21 protein-coding genes are annotated in these 24578 nt (G+C 71.0%); 10 read left to right on the top strand and 11 right to left on the bottom strand.

The window, feature by feature from the left end:
• The first annotated feature begins 54 nt into the window (after positions 1 to 54).
• The gene (locus Ate02nite_RS04760; RefSeq protein WP_203799259.1) at positions 55 to 3324 is read left to right on the top strand and encodes an ATP-binding protein; all 3270 of its coding nucleotides are present in this window, start codon (positions 55 to 57) and stop codon (positions 3322 to 3324) included.
• Position 3325: 1 nt separating this feature from the next.
• Here Ate02nite_RS04760 and Ate02nite_RS04765 read toward each other — a convergent pair whose 3' ends face one another.
• A complete protein-coding gene (locus Ate02nite_RS04765; RefSeq protein WP_203799262.1) occupies positions 3326 to 4279 on the bottom strand; it encodes a glycoside hydrolase family 26 protein in 954 nt (317 codons plus the stop codon).
• Positions 4280 to 4406: 127 nt separating this feature from the next.
• On the opposite strand from Ate02nite_RS04765, the gene Ate02nite_RS04770 reads away from it, so the two are divergent.
• On the top strand, positions 4407 to 5366 hold the full coding sequence (locus tag Ate02nite_RS04770; RefSeq protein WP_239147125.1) for an SEC-C domain-containing protein: 960 nt from the start codon (positions 4407 to 4409) through the stop codon (positions 5364 to 5366).
• A 3-nt stretch (positions 5367 to 5369) separates the two neighbouring features.
• Here Ate02nite_RS04770 and Ate02nite_RS04775 read toward each other — a convergent pair whose 3' ends face one another.
• Positions 5370 to 6332: a toast rack family protein gene (locus Ate02nite_RS04775; RefSeq protein ID WP_203799268.1), complete on the bottom strand. Its 963-nt coding sequence runs from the start codon at positions 6330 to 6332 to the stop codon at positions 5370 to 5372.
• Positions 6333 to 6518: 186 nt separating this feature from the next.
• Between Ate02nite_RS04775 and Ate02nite_RS04780 the strand changes: the two genes are divergently transcribed.
• From Ate02nite_RS04780 to Ate02nite_RS04800, 5 genes are read left to right on the top strand one after another with little or no spacing between them, the layout of a single operon-like run.
• Positions 6519 to 7004, top strand: coding sequence for a hypothetical protein (locus Ate02nite_RS04780; RefSeq protein WP_203799271.1), 486 nt, complete (start codon positions 6519 to 6521; stop codon positions 7002 to 7004).
• 9 nt (positions 7005 to 7013) lie between these two features.
• The gene (locus tag Ate02nite_RS04785; RefSeq protein WP_203799274.1) at positions 7014 to 8234 is read left to right on the top strand and encodes an MFS transporter; all 1221 of its coding nucleotides are present in this window, start codon (positions 7014 to 7016) and stop codon (positions 8232 to 8234) included.
• Complete coding sequence (locus tag Ate02nite_RS04790; RefSeq protein WP_203799277.1) at positions 8231 to 8959, top strand: cobalt-precorrin-6A reductase; 729 nt, start codon at positions 8231 to 8233, stop codon at positions 8957 to 8959. Before Ate02nite_RS04785 ends, Ate02nite_RS04790 begins: the two co-directional genes overlap by 4 nt.
• Before the next feature lie 34 nt (positions 8960 to 8993).
• Positions 8994 to 9620 (top strand): hypothetical protein, encoded by a 627-nt coding sequence (locus Ate02nite_RS04795; RefSeq protein WP_203799280.1) that lies wholly within the window; start codon positions 8994 to 8996, stop codon positions 9618 to 9620.
• Entirely contained in the window at positions 9617 to 10183 is a 567-nt protein-coding gene (locus Ate02nite_RS04800) for a hypothetical protein (RefSeq protein WP_203799283.1), read from the top strand. Before Ate02nite_RS04795 ends, Ate02nite_RS04800 begins: the two co-directional genes overlap by 4 nt.
• Here Ate02nite_RS04800 and Ate02nite_RS04805 read toward each other — a convergent pair.
• The 5 genes from Ate02nite_RS04805 to Ate02nite_RS04825 are packed head-to-tail and all read right to left on the bottom strand — an operon-like array spanning position 10152 to position 14954.
• Positions 10152 to 10736 carry a hydrolase gene (locus Ate02nite_RS04805; protein ID WP_203799287.1) on the bottom strand — a complete coding sequence of 195 codons (585 nt, stop codon included), beginning with the start codon at positions 10734 to 10736 and terminating at the stop codon, positions 10152 to 10154. The genes Ate02nite_RS04800 and Ate02nite_RS04805 overlap by 32 nt on opposite strands.
• A 3-nt stretch (positions 10737 to 10739) precedes the next feature.
• The gene (locus tag Ate02nite_RS04810) at positions 10740 to 12104 is read right to left on the bottom strand and encodes an MFS transporter (protein WP_203799290.1); all 1365 of its coding nucleotides are present in this window, start codon (positions 12102 to 12104) and stop codon (positions 10740 to 10742) included.
• Positions 12101 to 12538, bottom strand: coding sequence for a MarR family winged helix-turn-helix transcriptional regulator (locus tag Ate02nite_RS04815; RefSeq protein WP_203799305.1), 438 nt, complete (start codon positions 12536 to 12538; stop codon positions 12101 to 12103). The genes Ate02nite_RS04810 and Ate02nite_RS04815 overlap by 4 nt, the downstream gene beginning before the upstream one ends.
• Positions 12539 to 12584: 46 nt before the next feature.
• Positions 12585 to 13967, bottom strand: coding sequence for a glucose-6-phosphate dehydrogenase (locus Ate02nite_RS04820; RefSeq protein ID WP_203799320.1), 1383 nt, complete (start codon positions 13965 to 13967; stop codon positions 12585 to 12587).
• A 30-nt stretch (positions 13968 to 13997) separates the two neighbouring features.
• Positions 13998 to 14954 (bottom strand): GlxA family transcriptional regulator, encoded by a 957-nt coding sequence (locus Ate02nite_RS04825; protein ID WP_203799323.1) that lies wholly within the window; start codon positions 14952 to 14954, stop codon positions 13998 to 14000.
• A gap of 93 nt (positions 14955 to 15047) precedes the next feature.
• On the opposite strand from Ate02nite_RS04825, the gene Ate02nite_RS49380 reads away from it, so the two are divergent.
• A complete protein-coding gene (locus tag Ate02nite_RS49380) occupies positions 15048 to 15170 on the top strand; it encodes a hypothetical protein (protein ID WP_275422777.1) in 123 nt (40 codons plus the stop codon).
• 40 nt (positions 15171 to 15210) lie between these two features.
• On the opposite strand, the gene Ate02nite_RS04830 is transcribed toward Ate02nite_RS49380, so the two are convergent.
• Entirely contained in the window at positions 15211 to 15915 is a 705-nt protein-coding gene (locus Ate02nite_RS04830) for a SemiSWEET transporter (RefSeq protein WP_203799326.1), read from the bottom strand.
• Positions 15916 to 16070: 155 nt separating this feature from the next.
• Here Ate02nite_RS04830 and Ate02nite_RS04835 point away from each other — a divergent pair, with 155 nt between their 5' ends.
• Positions 16071 to 17252: a hypothetical protein gene (locus Ate02nite_RS04835; protein WP_203799329.1), complete on the top strand. Its 1182-nt coding sequence runs from the start codon at positions 16071 to 16073 to the stop codon at positions 17250 to 17252.
• A gap of 899 nt (positions 17253 to 18151) precedes the next feature.
• Here Ate02nite_RS04835 and ligD read toward each other — a convergent pair.
• From ligD to Ate02nite_RS04850, 3 genes are read right to left on the bottom strand one after another with little or no spacing between them, the layout of a single operon-like run.
• A complete protein-coding gene (ligD, locus tag Ate02nite_RS04840) occupies positions 18152 to 19099 on the bottom strand; it encodes a non-homologous end-joining DNA ligase (protein ID WP_203799332.1) in 948 nt (315 codons plus the stop codon).
• A 2-nt stretch (positions 19100 to 19101) separates the two neighbouring features.
• Complete coding sequence (locus Ate02nite_RS04845; RefSeq protein WP_203799335.1) at positions 19102 to 20823, bottom strand: acyl-CoA dehydrogenase; 1722 nt, start codon at positions 20821 to 20823, stop codon at positions 19102 to 19104.
• A gap of 18 nt (positions 20824 to 20841) precedes the next feature.
• Positions 20842 to 22647 (bottom strand): sensor domain-containing diguanylate cyclase, encoded by a 1806-nt coding sequence (locus tag Ate02nite_RS04850; protein WP_203799350.1) that lies wholly within the window; start codon positions 22645 to 22647, stop codon positions 20842 to 20844.
• Positions 22648 to 22856: 209 nt separating this feature from the next.
• Here Ate02nite_RS04850 and Ate02nite_RS04855 point away from each other — a divergent pair, with 209 nt between their 5' ends.
• Positions 22857 to 24566 (top strand): alpha/beta hydrolase, encoded by a 1710-nt coding sequence (locus Ate02nite_RS04855; protein ID WP_203799365.1) that lies wholly within the window; start codon positions 22857 to 22859, stop codon positions 24564 to 24566.
• The last annotated feature ends 12 nt before the right edge of the window (positions 24567 to 24578 follow it).

Raw genomic sequence — 24578 nt, forward strand, 5'->3', positions numbered from 1 at the left:
TGCCGGTCGGCGCTGCAACCGCGCTGACGCGGCGCTGGAACGGCAGGGAGACCCATGCAGGTACGGCTGCTCGGACCGGTCGAGGTGGTCGGCCCGGACCGCGCGGTCCGCCCGGTGTCCGGGCTGCGCCGCAAGGCGGTCCTGGCGGTGCTGGCCCTGCGGCCCGGCGAGATCGTCAGCACCGACCGGCTGATCGAGACGGTGTGGGGCCGGAGCGCCGATGTCGCCCTCAACACCGTGCAGAGCCACGTCTCCTACCTGCGCCGGGTGCTCGGTGACCCGGCCGCGATCGTCACCCGGCCGCCCGGTTACCAGCTCGACCTGGGCCCCGACGGCACCGACGCAGCCGTCGCCGAACGCCTGATCCGGGACGCCCGGCAGACCGGCAGCCTGGCCCGGCGGGCCGAGTCGCTGCGGTCGGCGCTGGCGCTGTGGCGTGGCCGGCCGCTGGCCGACCTGGTCGGCCTGCCCGGGCTGGCCGGTGAGTCGGACCGGCTGGCCGCGCTCGCGGCCGACGCCCGCCGGTCCCTGGCCGAGACCCGGCTGGCCCTCGGCGAACACGCCGACCTGCTGCCCGAGCTGCGGCAACTGGCCGGCGAGCATCCGTTCGACGAGCAGGTGCAGGGTCAGCTGGTGCTCGCGCTCTACCGGTCCGGCCGGCAGGCGGACGCGCTTGTCGTGCTGCGGGAGGTGCGCGCACGGCTCGCCGCCGAACTGGGCATCGATCCCGGTCCGGCGCTGCAGGAGCTGGCGGCGGCGGTGCTGCGGCAGAGCCCCTCGCTGGCTGCGCCTTTGCCGGCCGCTCCGGCCCGGTCTTTCGTCGGCCGCCGGGACGAACTCGACGCGACCGGCGACAACACCGTGCCGATGATCGCGGTCAGCGGTGACCCCGGCATCGGCAAGACCAGCCTGCTGCGCGAGTTCGCCCGGCGCGCGCAGCGGTCCGGGCGGGTGGTGGCCTGGGGGCGGGCCGCCGAGTACGAGCAAAACGTCCCGTTCGCCGTGATCACCGACGCGCTGAATGACCTGGCGGCGCCGCCGACCGGGGACGAAGACCTGCTGCGGGAGCTGCTGCCGGGTGACGGCGGTGCGGCACCGGTGCTGGGCGGCGAGCGGTACCGGCTGCACCGGGCGGTCCGGGGCCTGCTCGAAGCCGCGGCCGGCCGGGCCGGCCTGCTGGTGGTTCTCGACGACCTGCACTGGGCCGACCACGGCTCGGCCGAGCTGCTGGAGTTCCTGTTGCGGCACCCGCCGGCCGGGCCGGTGCAGTTCGCCGTGGCCTACCGGCCGCGGCAGCTGCCCGGGCGCCTGCAGGACAGCCTCGGGCGGGCGGTCCTGGACGGCGTGGTGCAGCTGCTGGAGCTGGGTCCGCTGACCCGGGCCGACATCGACGAGCTGCTGCCCGAACGGCTGCCCGCGGCCCGGCGCCGCGAGCTGTACGAGGCCAGCGGTGGCAACCCGTTCTACCTGCACGCGCTGGCCCGGGCCGATCTGGGGCGGCTGTCCGCCGTACGGTCGGAGGCGGTTCGGGCCGCGCTGGCCGCCGAGCTCGGCGCCCTGGCCCCGATCGAGGCGAAGGTGGCCTGGGCCGCCGCCCTGGCCCCGGAGGTGGCCGAGCCGGAGCTGGTCGCCCGGACCGCGGAGGTGTCCGAGCGGGCCGTGCTCGCCGCCCTGGACCGGCTGGCGGCGCGGGACATCCTGCGGGCCGGCCAGCACGACCGGTTCCAGTTCCGGCATCCGCTGCTGCGGCAGGCCGCCTACGAGAGCAGCGACCCGGGCTGGCGGGTCGGCGCCCACGCCCGCGCGGCGGCGGCCCTCCGGAAGAACGGCGCGGCCGCCGCGGAACAGGCGCACCACCTGGAACGATGCGCCACCCGTGGGGATCTCGAGGCGATCGAGGTGCTGCACCAGGCCGGCTCCGACGCGCTGAACAGCAACCCCGGCGTCGCCGCGCACTGGTTCAGCACAGCGTTGCGGCTGCTGCCGGACACCCCGGAGGCCGACGGCACCCGGATGGGGCTGCTCGTCGCGCAGGCCCAGGCGTTCGCGGTGACCGGCCGGCTGCCGGAGAGCCGGCAGACCCTGCACCAGCTGCTGCACCTGATCCCGGTCGCGGCAGCCGAACCGCGCGCCTCGCTTGTCGCCCTCTGCGCCGGCATCGAACGCCTGCTCGGGCGGCACACCGAGGCCAACGCTCAGCTCGCCGCCGAGCTGGCCGGGCTGGCCGGACTGCCCGAGGACGAGGACCGCGCCACCGCGATCCTGCTGCTCGGCCTGGCCAGCGACTTCACCTCGATCGACGCCGGGCCGGGCCCGTCGGCCGAGGCCGTCGCGGCCGCCCGCCGGGCCGGTGACCGGCCGCTGCTGGCGGCCGCGCTGGCCACCTCCGTCCTCAACGACCAGTGGACCGGGTGCGCCGACCACGGCACCGGAGACCGGTTGACCGAGGCCGCCGCGCTGGTGGACGCCATGCCGGACGCCGAGGTTGCCGAGCTGTTGCACGGGGTCGCCTGGCTGGCCACGGCCGAGCTGTGCCACGACCGGCCGTACGACGCGGGCCGGCACGCCGAGCGCGCCCTGCTCGCCGCCCGGGCCAGCGGACAGACCACTCTGGCCGGTCAGATCCACGCCCTGCGGGCCTGCGTGCACCGCGCCCTCGGTGAGCTGCCGGCCGCGGCCCGCTGCCTGGAGGACGCCCGGGACGCGGCTGCGCTGCTCGACACCGACGAACTCACCTCGCTGGTTCTGGCGTACCAGTGCGTGGTCGTCGCCCTGCAGGGCGACCTCGACCGGGCGCTGCGGCTGGGCCAGGAGGCGGTTGCGGTGGCCGGCCCCCGCCGGGACTACTTCGCCGGTGCGGCGGCCGGCGCCCTGGCCCAGGCCATGCTGTACGCCGGCGACCCGGCCGGGTGTGTCGAGGTGCTGCTGGGCGAGTCGGCGGATCCCCGGCTCACCCGGATCGACCCGGTCAGCCGCAGCGCCTGGTTCCTGATGCTGGCCGAGGCCGAGGCCACGCGCGGCCGGCTGGACCAGGCGATGACGTGGGCCGACCGGGCCCAGGCCGAGGCGGATCTGATCGACTCGCCGCGGCGGTCCGGGTCGGCCCGGCTCGCCCGGGCGTACGCCCTGCTGCCGACCGACCCGGCCGGCGCGGCGGCCAACGCCGAGGCGGCACAACGGTTGTTCAGCACCGGCGCCGACCCGATCGGCGCCGGGCTGGCGCACCTGGTGCTGGGGAAGGCCGGCGGCGGACCCGGACACGTAGCCCGGGCCCGCCGGCTCTTCGAACGCTGCGGCGCCGGTCTGCTCGCCGCCCGCGCCTGACTCATGGCGTGGCCGCGGCCACCAGCTCCTGATAGGCGGCCACGCCGTCCGGGTCGGCGTATCCGCCGGCCGGGAAGGTGGTGGCGCCGAGATACCAGTTGTCCATCTGCCAGTACGACACGATCCGGAAGTCGTGGCTGGTCAGCCACGTCCGGGAGGCGCGGATGGCCGGCCCTCGGGAGGCCCGGGTGCCCTGGTCGTCGTCGATCCCCCACTCCGGCAGGGTGAGCGGCTTGCCCAGCCCGGAGACAGCGTTGTACCAGCGGATCATCCGGGGGTCGGAGCCGATGCTGTACGGGTCGTCGGGCTCGCTGCCCCGGGTGCTGGCCTGCCAGTAGAGGTCCAGCCCGTACGCGTCGGCGTAGGCGGCCGGGACGATCCAGTCCTGGATCTCGTAGTCGCCACCGGTGCCGTTGTTGGTGACCCGGGTCGAGCCGGTGCGCCACTGGTAGGACATGTAGATCGGGATGACGTTGAGCGTGGAGTTCGCGGCCTTGGCGACCGTGTAGGCCCGCTGGAAGGCGGCCACGAACTGCACCCCGGTCATGTCGTCCTCGGGCTCGTGGTAGTAGGTGAGGTAGGTGTTGGCAGGCATCGCCGTGGCGATGTTCTGGATCTCGGTGTCGCAGCTGCCGGCCGCCACCGCGGTCGGTGTGCAGGACGTCTTGAACGAGTACCAGAGCACGCCACCGTTGGTGTTGTGGCAGGTGATGGCGTTGGCCGGCGGCAGCTGCCCGGCCGAGGCGAAGACCCGGCGGATGCCGAGGTTGCCCAGGTGGGTGCGTTCGTCGAGGAAGCCGGCGCAGGTGTTGCCGCTACCGACCGTGTCGGAGGCCGAGGTGGTCGCACCGACCGCGAGCGTGGGCAGAGTCGCCTGGGCCGCTGCCACATTCCCCAGCGTGAGGAGAACGACGACGGTGACCATGACGAGCGTCCTGGGTACAGAGCGTGTCATGGCCGCAGCGTAAACAAATTCATAAATAGATCGCCATGCGTGAATATTTCACTCACGCGTGAGACCCAGATCAACAGCGGCGGGTACGCGAACCGCAGTACCGTATCGGCGTGCCGTTAAAACCGATTTGACCAGCGCTGACCTCAGCGACATCCGGCAGTCCGCCCTCGGCGCGGCCGACCCGCTCGGCGTCGCGGCCGTGCTCGCCGAGGCCGTCGACTCCGGTGGCCTCGCCGACCCGGACGATGCCGGATATGCCCTCACGCTCGCGGCCGAGATCGCCGAGAGCCGGACCAAACTCGATGCCGCCCTCCGGTACGCCGACCGGGCCGTCGACGCCTACAAGACGCGGGACGACACCCAGGCCGGCGCCGCCCACGCGCTGCGCGCCCGGATCCTGTTCCGGTCGGGCCGCGCGGACGAGGCGATGGCGGAGCTGGAACCGCTGCGCCCGCTGCTGACCCGCTATCCGGACGCCGCCGCGTACGTCACCGTGGCCCTGTCGGTCGGCGGCCAGAACAAGCTGGCCGAGCAGTGGCTGACCGAGGCCGTGCAGGCCACCCTGACCGAGCGCGACCAGCCCGCCGACCCGGCCAGCGCCGAGGACGCCGGTCAGCTGTTCTTCCTGCTCCAGCAGCGGCACCGGCTGCGGCACGCCCTCGGCCTGCCGCACGACACGCACGACAACCTGGCCGAGCGGCTCGAGACCCGGCTGGCCAACGCGGCCGCGGCCGGTGGGCCGGCCGACGACCTGCTGTTCTGGCCGCAGGCCGAGTTCGACCGGCTGCTGGCGAAGTGGCCGGCCCTGACCGAGTCGTACGACAAGAACTGGGACGACCACCGCGCCCGGCTGGAGCGGGAACTGGTCCGGCTGACCGGCACCGGCCGGGTCGGCCTGGCGGTGTTCCCGGGCACGGTCGACGGGCTGGCCGGCGACGCGACCGACGCCAAGGTCCGGGCGGCCTACGCACGCCAGCAGGAGACCGGCACCAACCGGATCAGCTGGCCGCCGGAGCGGAACGCGGCATGCTGGTGCGGGTCCGGCAACAAGTACAAGAAGTGCTGCCTGCCCCGATCGCGCGGCTGAGTTTCAGTCGATATTGACGGTTAGCGTGCCGATGCCCTCGACCGAGTCCACGTCGACCCGGTTGGTGGCATCGGCCCAGCCGTCCGAGGTGATCACCTTCCCGGGCGTGACGTCCTCGTCGACCGAGCCGGCCACGATCACCGTCCCGGCCCCGACGCGCATGGTCAGCCGTACCGGAACGCCATTGGTCTTGATCTTGAGTTGGCTCATGCCGTGGGTGATGCGCACCGGCAGGGTCCCGGTCGCCCGGGGCAGGTCCAGGTCGAAGGTGTTCGCGCCGCCGGCCAACTCCAGCGAGGAGAGTTTGCTCCCGGTGAGGTCGGCGGCCGTCTGGGTGTTGCCGGCGGACAGCTTCAGGGCCCACTTGACCTGGCTGTTCAGCACGATCGTCACCGGCGGCGCGACCGTCGCCGGGGCCTTGACCAGGGTCAGCCGCAATTTCGTGCCGGAGACGGCGACCTTCGGGGTGACCGCGGTGCCGCCGCCGGCGAGGGTGACCCGGTAGAGGGTGGTGCCGAGGTTCTGGCTGCGCACGGTGACCGACTTGTCGGACGCCGCCACCTCGAACGTCGCCGCGGCCGGGAGTTTCGGCGCGGCCGACGTCGCTACGCTCTGGGTCGGCTTGGAAGTCGGGGGCGTGCTGTACGCCGCGGTGGGCGTGGGGGTCACCACCGTCTCGGTCGCCACCGGCGGGACGGTCCACGGGCTCGCCACCGGGATGGCGACCGGGGTGTCCGGTTCGGAGTTCGCCTTGACGATCGCCGTCGCCAGCACCGCGCCGACCAGCACAACCACCGCCAGGGCCAGCGCCAGCAAACCGCCGCGAGCCAGACGCACCCGGCCCGCGTCGTCCGGCGTCACCGGGCGCTGCGGAGGCCCGGCCAGACGCGGCGCCGGCGCCGGCGTGGGCGTAGGCGCGGCGTGCCGCCCATCGGCCGGCTCCGGGTCGGGCCAGAAGGCGACCATCGGCGGCTTCCGCGGTTCCGGCTGGTCACCGGACCGATTTGTGGGGGTTGACGGATCCACGGTGCTTTTCCTCTCGGCGGACCCCGACAGCGATGCATCCATGGGTACGGACGTGAGGCCGCTTCGGATTGGCGGGCGGCCGAGAGATCCGTCCCTCGATAGGGTGTCGGCCTACGGGGGTGGGCGATGTTGCGTGTCGGGGTTCGGTTCGCGGTGCTTCCGCTGGTCATCGCGCTGGTGACCGGCTGTAGTTCCGGCAAGGGTCTGCACGCCGACGTGCGCGACCTGGAGGAGACTCTGGTCGCCACCTATCTGGAGCCGCTCAATACGGCCGGCATCGAGACGTCCGTCGTGCGGACCTGTCGGTTCGCGGACGCGGTGGACGCGGCCTGGCACCTGTTGATCGAGGTGCGGGTCGACGCGCCCGAGGACCGGGTGGCCGACGTCCTGACACACGAGAAGGTCGTCGTGGTGCGCGGCCGCGAACCGATGATCGTGCAGCAGATCTTCAACGAGCCCAATCAGGGCTGGGACGGCATCCTGGAGAAGGACGGCGACGGGTCGACGCTGAGCCTGGAACGCAGCTACGTCGACCACGCCGGATGGAAAGACGCGATCGGGTGGGGCGAGGTCTGCGCGGACAGCCCGCCCGCGCCATCCCCCGTGCCATAGGGTCCTCCGGTGCGATCGAGTGATTGGCGGGCTGACTTCCGGCGGCGGTGGGCGGCGTTCGCGGTCGGCGAGTTCGGCAGCGCGCTCGGCTACTCGGCGCTGCCGATCGTCGCGGTGCTGGTCCTCGGCGCCTCGGACTTCCGGGTCTCGCTGCTGACCGTGCTGGCCGGGCTGGTCAGCGCGGCGGTGGCGCTGCCGCTCGGGCCGTGGATCGAGCACCACCGGAAAATGCCGGTGATGGTGGTCGCCGATCTGGTGCGCTTCGCCGTGGTCGCGTCGGTGCCGGTCGCCGCCTGGTTCGGCGTGCTGAGCTACTGGCATCTCTGTCTGGTGGCCGTGGTGCAGATGGCGGCCCGGCTGGCCTTCGACTCGGCCGGGGTGGCGCAGCTGCGCACGCTGGTGCCGGCCGAGCATCGCGCGGACGCCAACGGGCGGTTCGAGACGACCCGGTGGACCGCCAACGCGGTCGGGCCGCCGGTCGGCGGCGTGCTGATCTCCTGGCTCGGCGCCACCGTGACGATGGTTCTCGACGCGGTCAGCTTCCTGGTCTCCGCGCTGCTGCTGCGCGGCCTGCGGGTGTCCGAGCCGGCGCCGCCACCCCGGGCGACCGGACAGCACTGGCTGCGGGACGTCACCGCCGGATGGCGGTACATCCTCGGGCACCGCGGGTTGGCCGCGCTGTTCTGGAACTCGATGATCTTCGGGGGCTGCTTGATGGCCCTGGTGCCGCTGATGGCCGTCTTCGTGCTCCGCGATCTCGGGTTCCCGGCTTGGCAGTACGGGCTGATCACGGGGGTGTCCAGTGTGGCCGGGATCGTCGGCTCGATGCTGGTCAAGCCGGTCACCCGGCGGCTCGGCGAGCACCGCACCCTGCTGCTCGGCGGGATCGGCCGCAACCTGTGGCTCGGGCTGGTGCCGCTGGCCACGGCCGGGCTTTCCGGGCTGGTCCTGCTCGCCGCCTCGGAGTTTCTGCTGGTGCTGTTCGCCGGCCTGTTCAGCCCGTCGTTCGCGACCTACCGGATGAACGCCACCGACGACGCCCACATGTCCCGGGTGGTGATGGCCTGGTCGATCACCAACAAGGTGGTCCAGCCAGTGTTCATCGCGGCGGCCGGCGCGCTCGCGGCCGTTACCAGCGCCCGAACCGCCCTGACCGTCCTGGCCGTCATCCTGCTCACCGGCATTGCGTTCCTGCCCTGGCGCACGGCCGACAAGCGAGTCGCCGCATGATCGTTCTCGTTCTGGGTGGGACCTCCGAGGCCCGCGCCCTCGCCGGCGCGCTGGCCGGGCACACCGTGATCAGTTCGCTTGCCGGGCGGACCAGCTCTCCGCTGCTCCCGGCCGGTGAGGTGCGGATCGGCGGGTTCGGCGGGGTCGACGGGCTCGCCGGATTTCTCCGGGAGCGGCGGATCGACGTGGTGGTCGACGCTACGCATCCGTTCGCGGCGCGGATCAGCGCCAACGCGGTGGAGGCGGCCGGGCTCGCCGGGGTTCCACTGCTTCGCTTCCAGCGGCCGGGCTGGTTCGCCGAGCCCGAGGACGTCTGGCACCGCGTACCAGATCTTGAAGAAGCCGCCGCCGTTCTCCCCCGGCTTGGCCATCGGGTTTTTCTGACCACCGGGCGGCAGGGCATCGGCGCGTTCGCCGAGGTGGACGAGTGCTGGTTCCTGGCCCGGTCGGTGGAACCGCCGGAAGCGCCGAAGCCCCGGCACCTCGCGGTGATCCTGGACCGGGGGCCGTTCACCCTGGACGGGGAGCGGCGGCTGCTCGACGAGCACCGCATCGAGGTGCTGGTGACCAAGGACAGTGGCGGTGCGGCGGCCAAGCTCGTCGCCGCGCGCGAACGCGGGATCCCGGTCGTGCTCGTCGACCGGCCGCCGGCACCCGGTGGAGAGATGGCGACCACGATGGACGCGGCCGTCGACTGGGTCACCCGGAAGGTGGACTCTGGGTAACCGGGCTGTTGCACGGCAGTGGCACGCTCGGGCTATGGCGCGCCGTCAGCTCTACCGGGATCTCAACGATGTTCGCGGGCTGGTGGCGGACGCGCTGGCCCGGCTCGAGGAGATCTCGGGGAGCGCCGAGGAATATTGGGTGCGGTCGGCGCTGGCCCGGGTGCGCGGGATGGACGGCATGCTGGTGGCCGCCTCCGGTGGGCTGTCCGGCTGGAGTCGCACCCTGATCAGTGCGGTGCTGGCGTTTCCGCTGCTCTGGGCGGTGGCCTGGGCCTCGGCCGCGATCGGGGCCGGTTCGCTCTGGGTCATCGTGATCACCGTGCTGGCGCTGGGCGTGGCCATGCCGGGACTGCTCTGGGTCACCGGGCGGATCTCGCGGCTGGTCGACGGCCGCCGGATGGGCGCGGGGCCGCGGGCCGGCGAGGCCGGTAAGGGTGACCTCGACGAGGTCATCGAGGTGCTGGTGCGGGCCCGGGTGCGGCTGGTGTCGGCGGCTCTGCGGCAGGTGGGGTCGCGGCGCTGGGACGCCGCGCGTCTCGCCCGGCTGGCCCGCACCGACCGGGCGATCAACCGGATCGCCGACGCCGACATGCTGCTCTGCCAGGCCATCGACTTTTTAGAGATCCACGCAGCGGAGCAGCAGGTAAGGCGGGCGGCATGACCGACGACGACATCTTCGCCGGTGACGTGGAGGGCCGGCTGGAGCGGATCGACCGCCGGGTGCGGGCGGTGGTGGCCGACGCTCAGTGCCGGGACTGGATCGCCGAGCGGCCCGACCGGGTCGGCTTCGCCCGGCTGGGCCAGGTGCACCACGAGTTACGGGCGGCGATCCGCCGTTACAACCCGATGCGCAAGGCCGACGACTGGGTGTGGCCGCTGGTCAGCACCGCTACCTGGCTGGTCACCACCGTGGTGATCCTGCTCGTCGCGGACGAACCGGCCGATCCGCTGACGCTGGCGTCCGCGCTGGTGGCCGGCCTGCTGGTGGCCCAGGCGGCGATCTCGGTCAGCAGCCGGTTCAAACGGCCGGGAGAACGAGATCCGATCGAGGAGCCGGCCCTCTACGCCGACCTCACCCAGCGGATCGAGGCGTGCGCGGCGACGGCGCGGGCCGATCCCAAACAGGACCGCCGCGCCGCCGCCGAGGACCTCGGGCGGGCGCTGGACTGGGTGTCCGCCACCCGCGACGAGATCATGCGCGGGTCTTCGCCAGCAGCTCGATGATCTCGTCGGTGGTGCCGGTCTCGCCCAGCCGGGGGAAGATCTTCTCCACGCTGTTGCGGTGCGTGTCCACGTCGAGGTCAGTCATCGCGTCGACCGCCAGGGTGACGTGGTAGTTGTGCTCGTGCGCGGCCCGGGCCGTCGACTCGACCCCGATGCTGGTGGCGATGCCGGTCAGCACGATCTGGGTGACGCCCCGGCGGCGTAGCTGCAGGTCGAGGTCGGTGCCGTAGAAGGCACCCCAGTTGCGCTTGGTGACCACGATGTCGTCGGGGCCGGTGATCTCGGTCGCCAACGAATCCCAGCCCTCGGGGCGGGGGCGCGGCGGACGCGGGCCGCCGTCGATCCGGCCGCCAACGGCGTCCGAACCGTCGGCCAGATGGGTGACCCGAACCAGCACCACCGGCAGGCCGTGCGAACGGAACGCGTCGGCCAGCAGCGCGGTGCGGGCGACCACCTCGGCCGCGGCCAGCGGAACCGTGGGCGCGGCGATGATGCCGCCCTGGAGGTCGATGACGACAAGCGCGGTGGTGGGGTCGAGCGTGGTGACGGGCATGAGTCAGAGCCTTTCGTTGGCAGCACCGATCCGCCGTAACGACGGGTCGGCGAGGACCACGACCAGCAGCAGGGTCGCGACGACGATCAGGAAGATGGCGAGTTCGTGCAGCCCGGCGGTGTCGGCGCCGTGCTTGAAGAAGGCGCCGGTGGCGGCCGACGAGACCATCGCGCCGAGGTAGGCGAACGTGCGCAGCAACCCGGCCGAGGCACCCATCCGGTCGGCATCGGCCTGGAAGTAGACGGCGTTCTGGTTGGCCAGGCTGTTCAGCCCCTGCGGCAGGCCGCAGATGACCGAGATGAGCACCGGGATCCAGAGCGCGCTGGCCGAGCTGAGCACCAGCATCAGCGCGCAGGCGACGACCTGGCTGACCGCGCCGATCAGCAGCTTGCCGCGGAACTCGGCCCGGCGGCCGGTGATCGCCGAGACGCCGATGGCGACCAGCGACATCGGCAGCAGAACCAGGCCGGCATGCGCGGCGCTGAGGCCGCGGCCCGCCTCCAGCCACTGGGTGAAACCATAGAGATAGGCGTACGCCACGGTCTGCGCGAGCAGCGTCCGGAGGTACGTGGTGAGCAGTGGCGCATTGCCGCCGAACACCCGGACGTCGAGGAACGGGTCGGCGTAATGCAGTTCCCGCCAGACGAAACCGGCCGCCAGCAGGACGGTGAGCGGCACCAGCCACACATGCCCGAGCGACGGGCTGAGCAGAAACAGCATCAGCGCGGTCAGCGTGCCGGCGAAGAACCCGATGCCGAGGTAGTCGAGCCGCACATGCTCCTCGACCGGCCCGGAGCGGGGCAGCAGGAGCGCGCCGAGCACGAGGCAGAGCACCGCGAGCGGGATGTTGATGGCGAACAGCGCCCGCCAGCCGGCCGCGCCGATCAGCAGGCCGCCGAGGGTCGGGCCGACCACCACGATGGTCTGCGCCGAGACCGACAGCGCGGTGAGCAGGCCGCCCGGTTTCTCCACTCCGGAGCGGCGGATCAGGTACATCGCCGCGGGGTAACCGGCGCAGGTGCCGAAGCCGAGCAGGACCCGGGCCAGCACCAGCACGCCGAGCGAGGGGGCGAGCGCGCCGACGATCCCGGCGACGCCGACCAGCGCGGTGCCGGCCAGGTAGAGCGTGCGAGCGCCGTACCGGTCGACGAGCTTGCCGACCACCGGCTGGCCGGTCGCGGTGGCCAGGTAGAGCCCGGAGACCAGCCAGGCCGTCTCGGACGGCAGCGCGTGGAAGGCGAGCCCGATCGGGACCAGCGCGACCGCGAGGGTCGACGAGTTGATCGGGTTGAGGATGGCGCCGAGGACGAGCGGGACGATCAGCCGGCGGTCGAAGGTGCGCGGCGGCGTCGCGACAACGGCGGTCATTTCCCGGCCAGCCGGTCGAGCAGGCCCATCGCCTCGATGATCGTTTGCCGCTCGGCCTCGGTGAAGTCGCGGGCCAGCTCGCCGGCCAGCCACTCCTCCCGCTCCCGCCGGGACCCCTCGATCACCGCGCGCCCCGAGTCGCTGAGCGAGATCTGCTGACGGCGCCCGTCGGTCGGGTCGGGCGTGCGCTCGATCAGCCCACGCTCGGCGATGGCGGCCAGCGTGGTGGCCATCGACTGGGGGCGGATGCGTTCGAGCGTGGCCAGCACGCTGGCGGTGGCCGGGCCGTCCTTGGACAGCCGGCTCAGCACCGACGTCTGCGAGGGGGTCAGGTCACCCAGGTTGGCGACCTCGCGCAGGCGGCGGCGCAGGCGGCTGTAAACCGTGCGCACCTCGCTGGCCGCGCGAAGAGCCGAAGCCGGGATCTCAGTCATGACCCAACCGTAAACTCATCAGTCCAGACTGACAAGTTTTAACTGACTATTGCCCGAGCAACCATCGGTGCGGGGCCGCGAGCTGCCGGGCCTTGGCCGGACCCCACGAGCCCGGGGCGTAGGAGATCGACCGCGGCGGCGAGTCGAGCAACGGCCGGACCGCCTTCCAAGCGGCCGACAAACCATCCGGGCGGGTGAACAGCGCCCGGTCCCCCACCAGCACGTCGTGGATCAGACGGGAGTACGGCGGGAGCGGGTCGGCGTCCTTCACGGCCGCCAGCGGCAGCGAGACGGTGGCCGATTCCAGGTCCTCGGCGATGCCCGGCTGCTTGGCCAGGAAGGAAAGATCAACCTCGCCGCTGCCGGCGAGCGAGAAGGACAGGACGTTGGATTGCGCCGGGAGCTTCGGGAACGGCTTCTGGGGCGTACGGAGGACGAGGCTCACCCGCTGCTCGCTGGCCGCCAGCCGCTTGCCGGTGCGCAGCAGGAACGGGACACCCGCCCAACGCGGCGAGTCGATCCAGAGCTTGGCCGCGACGTACGTGTCGGTCCGTGATTTCGGTTTTATGCCCTTGATGTCTTTGTAGCCGGCGAACTGCCCGAGCACCGCCTCGGCCGGATCGATCGGCCGGAACTTGGCGATCACCTTCTCCCGGGCGGCCTGCAGATCGGGCGCGTCCAGCGAGGCCGGCGGTTCCATCGCCACCTCGGCCGCCACCTGGAACAGGTGGGTGACGAGCATGTCCAGCACCGCGCCGGTGGCATCGTAGAACTGCGCCCGGTTGGCCACGTCGAGCGTCTCCGGCACGTCGATCTGCACGCTCTCCACGTGCTCGCGGTTCCACAGCGCGGCGAACGTGGTGTTCGCGAAGCGCATGGCGTGCAGCTGCTGGGTGGCCTCCTTGCCGAGAAAGTGGTCGATCCGATAGACCTGCGACTCGTCCAGCACGCCGTGCACCTGCCGGTTGAGCTTGCGGAACTCCTCCGGCGAGGTGCCGAACGGCTTCTCGTAGACGACCCGGGCGCCCTCGGCCAGCCCGTGCTTGCCGAGCGCCTTGGTCAGCTCCGGGAACGCCACCGGCGGCACCGCCAGGTAATGCACGAGCTGGGCCTTCGGGCCGACCTCCTGGCGCGCCTCCTCGATCACGTCGAGCAGGCTGCCGGGCGAGTCGGTGTTGAAGCCGCCGCCGGCGAAGCGCAGCCGCTTGGCGAACTCGCGCCACGGCCCCTTGCCCGGCGCCGGCCCGAACTCCTCGAGCGCCTCGCGCACCCGGGCCCGGAAGTCCTCGTGCGAGACGTCACCGCGGCCGTTGCCGACCAGGATCCACTTCTCCGGCAGCAGGCCCTCGATGGCCAGGGTGTAGAACGCCGGGAGAACCATCCGCCGGGCCAGGTCACCGGTGGCGCCGAACAGCACGAAAACTGTCATGACCGGCAGCTTTCCCACGGCCGGGCAGGCTCACACCGGCTGTGACCAGAACGTCGCGCGGTAGGCCTGCGGGGTGGTGCTCAACCGCTGGGCGAAGTGGTGCCGGAGGGTGGCGGCACTGCCGAAACCGGCCCGGACCGCGATCGCGTCGACCCCGAGCTCGGAGTCTTCCAGCAGGCGCCGGGCCAGCAGCAGGCGCTGGCCGGTGAGCCAGTCGTGCGGGGTCACCCCGGTCTCGTTGCGGAACTTGCGGGCGAACGTGCGCGGGGCCATGTGCGCCAGGTTGGCCATCGTCTCCACCGAGTGCGGCTGGTCGAGCGAGCCGAGCACCAGGTTGAGCACGGGTTGCAGGGTCTCGCACTGGATCGACTGGAGCGGGGTCTCGATGAACTGCGCCTGGCCGCCCTCGCGGTGCGGCGGCACCACCATCCGCCGGGCCAGCATGGTCGCCACCGTGGTGCCGTGTTCCTGCCGCACCAGGTGCAGGCCGGCGTCGACGCTGGCGGCAGTGCCCGCGCTGGTCAGCACCTTGCCGTCCTGCACGTAGAGCACGTCGGGGTCGATCTTGGCGGCCGGGTGCCGCTCGGCCAGCCGGGCGGTGTGCAGCCAGTGCGTGGTGCAGCGGCGGCCGTCGAGCAGGCCGGCCGCGCCGAGCGCGAACGCGCCGGTACAGACGCTCATCACCCAGGCTCCGCGCTCGTGTGCCCGCTGCAGGGCGGCGATCACCGCGGGCGGGACCTCATGCTCGCGATAGCCGAACGGGCCGATCGCGACCAGGTCGGCCTCCTCGAGGCGGGACAGGTCGTGCCGCACGGCGACGTCGAAGCCGGCGTGGGTGGTGACCGGGCCGCCGTCGATCGAGCAGACCGCGAAGTCGTAGCCGGGCAGGCCCTCGGCCGTGCGGTCGTAACCGAAGAGTTCGCAGAGCACGCCGAGCTCGAAGACGGCGACGTCGGGCAGGGCCAGGACGGCCACATTCCGGAGCATGTGACGCAGCATACGGCCGGTTGGCAGGATTTAGAAGATGTGTGGCATCACTGCCACTGTCGACCATGGGCGGGCAAGAGAAAGCTCTATGTCATGGCAATCGGAATCGCACTCTTCTTCCTGGTCATCACCCTCGCCTCGATCACCGGCCGGACGGCCGACACGCGCGACAGCGCGGACTGGAAGCCAACCAACGATGGCTCCCGAACCACCTAACTGAAAGGGGCGGCCCAGTGGGCCGCCCCTCTCCGGTCGGTCAGACGCCGGCCATCGCCAGCGTGCGGGTGTGGATCGAGTCGCGCCAGCGGGCCGCGCCACTGATCTCGGTCACCGCCGAGGGCTCGGTGCGCAGGTACAGGATCGTGCAGACGATCAGGGCGCTGACCAGGCCGACCGAGGCCGACGCGTAGACCGCGGGCTGACCGGTGCCCAGCCCGTAGACGAACCAGGACGCACACGCGGCCGCGCCCATCCGCCAGCGCAACGGCGACAGACCGGACAGGTCCAGGTGCCGGTCGCGCAGCAGGGCGAGCGGCTGCGGGATCGCCGAGAGCACCGACACCACGGCCAGCACGATGCCCAGAACCGGGGCCACCGCGGAACCCCGTACGCCCGGAAGGGCCGCCGCCAGACCGCTCAGCAGGACCGCCGTCAGAACCGCGCCGGCGGCGCCGGCGCTCACCCGCAGAGCCCGCGCCGACCGCAGCGACGGCTGCGTGACAAGCAGCGCCACCATGATCAGCAGGCCGGCCGTACCGGTGACGCTGTTGGTGATGATCTGGATCCGCTCCCCGCTCAGGAGTCCGTAGGTGATCCAGCCGAGCGGCATCGCCACCCCGAGCGCGCTGGCCGTGGCCGAGAGGCCTCCGGTGCGGCGCTGCACGCAGGACTTGTAGACCTGAGGCCAGGACAGGGACATGGAGAGCGCGGCGCCGAGGCAGCCGAGGGCGTGGGTAAGCATGATCCGTTTCCGGTCGGGGTCGGTGGGCCACGTGTCCCATCGCCCGGCTCCCGGATCGACTTACCAAGATCGGCGTGCTGCCACCGACCTGCAACTTTCCGGCCGCTCCTCCCTCCGGGTCGCAAAGATGTCTGTCCATTTGGCACAGTGGACGAATGCTGACCGACGTGGACCTCCCCGCGCCCGGATTGCTGTGGACCAGATGGGCGACGATCGCCGCATCGCTCACCGGCATCGGGTTCGCGGACGTCTGGTTCGTCGACGACCGTGGCGCACATCACGACGACCACGGCGGCAGCTGGGCCCGGCTCGCGCTGCTCGACGGCGCCCGGGCCGTCCTCTTCGGCTATGACCGCGATCACAGTGCGGGGTCCGAGATTGATTTGCTCACCGGCGCGCCGGACTGGCTTCCCTGGGACGACCTGGTCGACGTGGAATCCCTCGGCTTCGTCGTCTGGCACGCCGAAGGTCGGTGGTCCCGCACCCGCTATCGGGACGATCTCGGGGATGGGCTGGTGCAGACCGTCGGGGCGGTGCTGAGCACCGAGAACACGCTGCGTGAGCTCGGCGAGGTGATTACCGAGTGGGGGCAGCACGAGCTGCGCACCCCGGCCGATCGGGACGACGTGCGGGAGGCGGCTGAGCGGCTGCTGTCCTCGGCGGTTCGTGGGGAGGTTACCGGCGGGGCTTTCTCCCGGCTGCTGGGGCGGGTTCCCTCGCTTGACCTCAACGCGGCGCTCTTTGCGGCCGGGCGGGGTGGGATCACGGCCGGGACTCGGCCGCCGCGGATTGCGCCTGGGTCTCGGCCGCCTATGCGGCGGGTTCGGCGGCTCAGTGAAGGCGAGCATGACCGGCTTGTCTGGTCGGCTATGCAGGCGGGGTCGGAGCTTGATCGGCCTTTGCCGCCTTCTACTGAATCGCTTTCCGCTCTGGCCTCTTGGATGCGGTCGCGGGCGCCCGGCGGGGATGGGGTGTGCACCGTTTTGGTTTATGCCGATGCGACTAGCCTCAGTGCTCAGCCTGGGTCACATCCGCCTGCTGATCGGGTTTCTGAGGGGCGGTGGCAGGCCTATCGGGAGTTGACATCGCTTATTCGGGCCTTGCGGCGGGCCGAGGGTGATCCTCGGTATGGGCGGTGGTTGTTCCTTCGGGTTTCTACTTCTGCGGATTCTGTTCAGGTATCTCGGCGCTATGACTCTTGGCCGTCTTGGTGGGCGGATGATGGGGTTTCTGGGCCTTGGCGGACCAATCTTCAGGAAGAGATGGATGGGCGGGCTCCTCAGTGGAGACCTGAGTGGGTGCGGTTGCTTGATCCTTCGGTCGCTTTTCGGCCTTAGTTAGTTCTTGTGGGCTCTGCCCTACACCCCGGCCGGGCGCTCGGAGAGCCGCCTCGTTCTGTTCGGCCTCGGTTTGTGGCTGGGGTTTAGGGCGGGGCTTGGGGATCTCCTCGCGGCGGCACTTGAAGCGATCACACCGGCGGCCGGTGCGCAAGCAAACCCCGCTTGCACACCAACCACCGGCGCGATTAGCGGGGCGTGCCGCCGCGAGGAGATCCCCAAGCCAAAACCGGGGGTGTGCTGGGACTCGCGCTGGCCGGGCTGCCGCCGGCACGGCGATCACCCGACCGAACCGGGGACACGCTTGTCCGCGCGGGCCGGCATGCCGCCGCCTCGCCCACGCGCGCCGCCGCCGACGCCGATCTTGTGAAGTTGCCGCTCGGAGCGAACCGCAACCCCACACCTTCGGTGCGCCGCTGCCTGCCTGGCCTCGCCGCGAACTGCCCCGCCTCGCCGCGCCCGCGGCCCACGCCGATCTTGCGGGTTTTCCGCTCGGAGCAAACCGGAACTCCACACCCTTGGCGCACCGCCACTTGCCCCGCCTCGCCGCGGCCGCCGGCCACGCCGATCTTGCAGGGTTCCCGTTAGGAACGGACCGGAACTCCACACCGTTGGCGTAACGCCCGCCCCCGCCCCGCCGCGCGGGCCGCCCGAGCCGATCTTGCGGGGTTACCGCTCGGAACGAACCGGAACCCCACACCCTCGGCGCACCGCCACCCGCCCCGCCTCCCCGCGGCCAGTGGCCACGCCGATCTTGCGGGGTTTCCGTTTGGAGCGGACTGGGACTCCACACCCTTGGTGGTTCGCTCGCGGCTGTGTCGGATATTTCCGGTTTATCGGGGTGGGAGCGTTGCCGCCATCTGGGATCTGGCTCTGCCGAGTGGGGCGCTCTGCGGACTTCAGTCGGTGGGCTGGTCTTCGGGGAGTTCTAGGCCGTCTCGGTTGGCCCACTCCAGGAGCTTGTCCAGGGTGAACTCTGTTTCGTCGATTTTGGCGTGTAGGTCGCCCAGGCGGGCGAAGCGGTCTGGGACCGTTTTTATGGTGAAGTCCTGCGGGTCTGCGTTGGGGATCTCGGACCAATTGATCGGGGTGGACACCGTGGCTGTGGGGACTCCGCGCACTGAATAGGCGCTGGCTATCGTGTGGTCTCGGGCGTTTTGGTTGTAGTCGACGAACAGCTTGGCTGGGTCTCGGTCCTTGCGCCACCACGTCGTAGTTACCTCGTCTGGAGCCCGGCGCTCTACCTCTCGGGCGAACGCAAGGGCCGCTCGGCGCACCTCGCCGAAGGACCACTGGGGGCGGATTCGCACGTAGATGTGCAAGCCCCGGCCACCCGACGTCTTGGGGTAACCGGTTATGCCCAGGTCGGTCAGCACCTCGTGGGCCACCTCGGCCACCCGGCGCACTCGGTTGTAGTCGCAATCCGGCATCGGGTCCAGGTCTATGCGCCACTCGTCGGGCTTCTCCGTGTCCGCCCGGCGGGAGTTCCACGGGTGGAACTCCACCGTTGACATCTGGACCGCCCAGATCACGTCGGCCGGCTTCGTCACGCACAGTTCGTCGGCGTGGCGGTTGTAGCGCGGGAACGTCACCCGGACTGTTTCCAGCCACGGTGGGGCGCCGTTCGGCACTCGCTTCTGGTGGACCTTGTCGCCGGACAGACCGGACGGGAAGCGGTGCAGCATGCACGGGCGTTCGCGTAGCGCCCGGACTATGCCGTCGCTCACCGACAGGTAGTAGTTGACCAGGTCCAGCTTGGTCAGGCCCAGATCGGGGAAATAGACGCGGTCGGGGTTGGAGATGCGTACCTCGTGGTCGCCGGCCTGGACGGTGGTCGCGGTGGCCATCGTCAGAGAACCCGGGGGTTCAGGTCGGCCAGCAGCGTGTCGCGGGTGTCCAGCAGGTCCAGCAGGGGGCCGACTCGGGGCAGCTCGTGCGTGACGAAGTAGCGGGCGGCCAGCCGTTTGCCCTCGTAGAAGTCGCCCTCCTTGCCCTCGGTGGCGGCGTGCTGGGAGAGCCACATCCAGGCGATCACCAGGTGGCCGGCCGCGTCCAGGTAGGCGGTCGAGTTGGCCAGGGCGACCGTGGGATCTCCGCCGGCCCACAGCTTCGCCGTGGTGGCGGCGATGCGGTCGGCCGCGTTCAGCACCGGCTTGCCCAGGTCGGGTGGGGCGGCGGCGGCCGTGGCACGGATGCGGTCCAGCAGCAGGGTCAGGCCGGCGCCGTCGCGCATGACCACCTTGCGGCCCAGCAGGTCCAGGCCCTGGATGCCGTCGGTGCCCTCGTGGATCGAGTTCAGGCGGTTGTCGCGGTAGAACTGCTCGACCGGATATTCGCGGGTGTAGCCGTACCCGCCATGAATTTGAATGGCATGGTCATTTGCCAGGCGGCACCACTGCGAGGGCCACGCTTTCACGATCGGCGTCAGCACGTCCAGGAGCAGGTCGTTCTCGGCCGACGGCTCGTCCAGCAGCTTCGCGGCATGAAGAACAAGGGCAAGACCGCCTTCGACGTACGACTTGGAGGCGAGCAGCATCCGGCGTACGTCGGGGTGCTCGATGATCGGCACCGGTGGGGCGGTGGGGTCCTTGGCCGCGACCGGGCGGCCCTGCAGGCGCTCCCGGGCGTAGTCGAGGGCGTGCAGGTAACCGGTGTAGCCGAGGGCCACGGCGCCCGAGCCCACCCCGATCCGCGCCTCGTTCATCATGTGGAACATGTAGGCGAGGCCGTGCCCCTCCTGCCCCACCAGGTAACCGGTGGCGTCGTCGAAGGAGAGCACCGCGTTGGTGGTGCCTCGGTAGCCCATCTTGTGGTTGAGGCCGGCCAGGGCGACGCCGTTGCGCTCGCCGACCGTGCCGTCCGCGGCCACGTGGTGCTTGGGCACGATGAACAGCGACAGGCTCTTCACGCCGGGCGGGGCGCCGGCCACCCGGGCCAGCACCAGGTGCACGATCGTCTCGCTCAGCTCGTGGTCGCCGCCGGAGATCCACATCTTGCTGCCGGTGACCCGGTAGCTGCCGTCGTCCTGGGCGACCGCGCGGGTGGTCACGTCGCTCAGCGAGGAACCGGCCTGCGGCTCGGACAGGCACATCGTGCCGGTGAAGCGGCCTTCGAGGACCGGTTTCGCGTACGTCTCGATCTGCTCTTCGGTTCCGTGCGCGAGCAGCAGGCTGGCGTTGCCGATCGACAGCATGGGGTAGGACGAGGTGGCGATGTTGGCCGCCTGGAACCACAGGAAGCAGGCCCGGGCCACCACGTGCGGCAGCTGCATGCCGCCGACCTCGGCGTCCAGCCCGGCCGAGAGCAGACCGCTCTCGTTGAACACCTTCAGCGCCGCGGCGACCTCGGGAATGATCGTGACCCGCTCGCCGTCGAAGGTCGGTTCGGCCAGGTCGGCTTGCCGGTTGTGCGGGGCGAAATCGCGCTCGGCGATCCGGGCCGACAGGTCGAGGAAGGCGTCGAACGTCTCCCGGGAATGGTCGGCGAAGCGTTCCCGCGAGGTCAGCGCCTCGACGTCGAGCCATTCGTAGAGCAGGAAGTCGAGGTCGCGACGAGACAGGATCCGAGACATGCACCCAGTGTGCACCTTCTACGGCTCGGCGCGGTGCCGCCCCGAGCCGGCCGCCTCGACCACGTGCCGCAGTGCGCGGCTGCCGCCGGCCTTCTTGATCGTGTACATGGCGTGGTCGGCGGCGCGCAGGGCCTCGTCGGGGTCGCAGGACAGCGGGGCCAGGTGCATGCCGACGCTCGCGCCGATCCGCACCTCGTTGCCGTCGATCAGGAACGGTGCCTCGACCGCGGCGCGGATCCGGGCACTTGTCGCCTCGACGTCGGCCGGGTCCAGTACGCCCGGCATCAGGACGACGAACTCGTCGCCGCCGACCCGGGAGAGCACGTCGCCCGCCCGTACGCAGTCCGAAAGCCGGACCGCCACCTGGCGCAGGAGTTCGTCGCCGGCCTCGTGGCCGTGCGCGTCGTTTACCGGCTTGAAGCCGTCCAGGTCGACGAAGAGCACGGCGACCGAGTCGTAGCGCAGCGAGGCTCCGAGCACGTCCTGCATCCGGCGCCGGTTCGGCAGGCCGGTCAGCGCGTCGTGCTGCGCCTCGAACTCCAGGCGCTCCTGGAACGCCCGGTTCTCCGAGATGTCCCGGGCGTTGATCACCACCCCGGCCAGGGCCAGGTTGTCCATGTGGTTGGAGGCGGTGAACTCGAACCAGCGGTACTGGCCGTCGGCCGGCCGCACCCGGCACTGCAGCCGAACCACGCCGTTCTTCTCCTCCAGCAGCGACCCGAACTGCTGGATCATGTACGGCCGGTCCTCGGGGTGGATGATGTCGAAGACTTTGGTGCCGACCATCTGGCCGGGTTCGAAGCCGAGGATCGCGGCGCCGCTCGGGCTGGAGAACGCGATCGTGCCGGTCTCGTCGAGCACCGACACCAGGTCGGGAGCGTGCTGGAACAGCGCCTGGAACCGCGCGTCGGACCGCTTGCGCTGCAGCATCGTGCGGTAACCCAGGATCGACACCGCGGCCACCCCGATCAGCAGCATCGCCAGCAGCGTCATGTTCAGCGTCTGGCTCTTGGCGTGCACCGCGCCGTCGAAGGACTTCTGGGTCTGGATCCGGATGTAGGCATATCCGCCGGGCAGTTCGCCGACCACCATCGCGATCATCGGGGTGCCGCCCGCGGTGTACTCGACGAACGTGCCGCCGGACGGCGCGGCCGCCAGTTCGCTCCGGAGCGCCGCGTCGACCTTGGTGCCCACGTTCGCGTCGGTGTCGGTGGCCGCGATCGTGCCGGTCGAGTCGACCACCGCGGTGGTGTGCGTGTCGTCCTTGAGCGTCTCCAGATACTGCTGGAGCGAGGTGGAGGCGACCGCGTTCAACCCGATCAGCAGGGCCGCGGCCGCGTCGCCGACCACGATCGGCACCGCCACCGCCTCCAGGTAGGTGCCGTTCACGTTCATGATCGAGGAGAAGCCGGGCTGACCGGCCAGGAGCGAGGCCTTCATCGGGGCCCAGGCCGCGTCGGTGGCGGCCGGCAGACCGGTGGTGCGGCTCGCGGTCAGCACGTTGCCGCTCAGGTCGGTGATCAGCGCGCCGTACGCGAACGTCGAGCTCTTCGCGACCAGGGTGGCCAGCGTCTGCTTGTCGGCCGTGCTGTTCTTGCCCAGGTGCAGCGTGTGATCGCCAAGGAAGGTGAAGAGCTCCTTCGCCGAGAGCAGCTGCAACTGCTTGGTGAGGGTGCCGTTGTTGACCGCGAGCGCCTGCGAGTCGGCCCGGTGCACCGAGTCGGCCGCCCGCAGCGCCGACATGTTCACCAGGATGCCGACCGTTCCCGCCGCGGCCAGCAGCAACACACTGACCACAACAGCGATCCAGTTTCGCAGCCGCATGGTGATTGCCTCCTCGCAGCGAGTGATCGGCAAGCAGCAAGCGTCCTGAACCCTTTTCGCAACCGAATCCGGCAACCGATCTCCGCTGCCTGCGCTGATGCCTCCAGATGATGCGAAATGTCGGGCCGTCCGCCTCTTGAGGTCAGCCATCGCTGGCATCGGTGGTCAAAGATGGGATGACGTTCACTTGCGGAAATCGGGGGACGCCGATGGACAGGCTGGTGGTGAAGGTCCCGCCGGACTCACTCGCGCCGCGGCGCAGCTGGATTCCAGCGCCGCGGCGCAGTCCCGAGAACGCCGTGGTGTCCCGCCGGATGGTGCGCTGCAAACTCAGCGTCACCGGCTTCGGCCTGTCGGCCGTCTTCTACTGCCTGTCCTTCACCCCGTCGCTGCTCCCCCGCCCCTGGTTCCTGCAGGGCGTGGTGGCCGGGCTGACCGGCGCCATCGGGTACGCGGTCGGCACCGCCCTCGGCGCCCTGGTCCGGATGCGCTGGTGGCCGTCGCGCCGGGTCGAACGGATCGCCTGGCATCTGCTGTTCGCCCTGCTCCCCGTGCTGATCGTGGCGTTCCTCTGGCTGGGCACCCGATGGCAGCGCGCGCTACGCGTGCGCCTCGGCATGGAACCCCAGCAGGAATACGACGCGTTGCGCACCGTCGGCATCAGCCTGCTCACCTTCGGGGCGCTGCTGCTCCTGGCCCGGCTGCTGCGGCTCGCCGCGCACGGCATCGCCCGACTTCTCGGGCAGTACGTCCCCGAGTCGGCCGCGTACTGCGCCGGCTTCCTGGTGGTCACCATGCTGACCTACGGGGCGTTCGACAACCTGCTGGTGCAAAATCTCTACGCGACGGCCGACCGGTCGGCCGCGATCACCGATTCCGGCACCGGGCGCGGAGTCGTGCGACCGGGCATCGTGCTGCGTTCCGGCGGCCCCGGTTCGCTCGTCGACTGGGACTCGCTCGGCCGGCAGGGCCGCAACTTCGTCGCCAAGGCACCCAGCACCGAGCAGCTCAGCGCGTTCAGCGGCCGCCCGGCCACCGAGCCGATCCGGCTGTACGCCGGGCTGGCCGCGGCCGACGACGAGAAGTCCCGGGCCGCGATCGTGGTGCGCGAGATGGACCGCACCGGCGCGTTCGACCGGGCCGTCGTCGCCGTGTTCACCCCGACCGGCACCGGCTGGGTCGACAACAACGTGACCAGCTCGCTGGAGTACATGTACGACGGCGACACCGCGCTGGTCTCGATGCAGTACTCATACCTGCCCAGCTGGATCTCGTTCTGGGTCGACCGGGACAAGGTGACCGACGCTTCCGCGGCGCTGATCACCGCGGTCCACGACCGCTGGGCGGCGATGCCGCCGACCTCCCGGCCCAAGCTGTTGATCTTCGGAGAGAGCCTCGGCACGTACGGGACGGAGAAGACCTTCGGCAGCGCGGAGAAGATGGTCGAGGGCGCCGACGGGATCCTGCTCGAGGGCCCGACCTTCGCCAACCCGATCCACCAGCAGCTCACCCGCGACCGGGAACCCGGCAGCACGGTCTGGGACCCCCGCTACGACGCGCTGCCGATCGAGTTCGCGTCCCGGGCGTCCGAGCTGCGCGAGCTGACCGGCCCGCGACCCAAGGTCGTCTACATGCAGAACTCGTCCGACCCGGTCGTCTGGTGGAACCCCAACCTGCTGTGGCACCAGCCGGGTTGGCTGCGCGGCGAACGCGGCCCCGACGTGACCCCCGACATGCACTGGTACCCGGTCGTCACGTTCTGGCAGACCATGGTGGACCTGATCTTCGCGAACAAGGTGCCGCTGGGGCACGGCCACGTCTACAAGTCCGGCACGGTCGACGGCTGGGCCGCGGTGGCCCCACCCCCGGGCTGGACGGTGGCCGACACAATACGACTACGTGCTCTGATCGATCAGTAGCGGTAACTTGCA

This window comes from Paractinoplanes tereljensis (assembly GCF_016862435.1).
Taxonomy (GTDB): domain Bacteria; phylum Actinomycetota; class Actinomycetes; order Mycobacteriales; family Micromonosporaceae; genus Actinoplanes; species Actinoplanes tereljensis.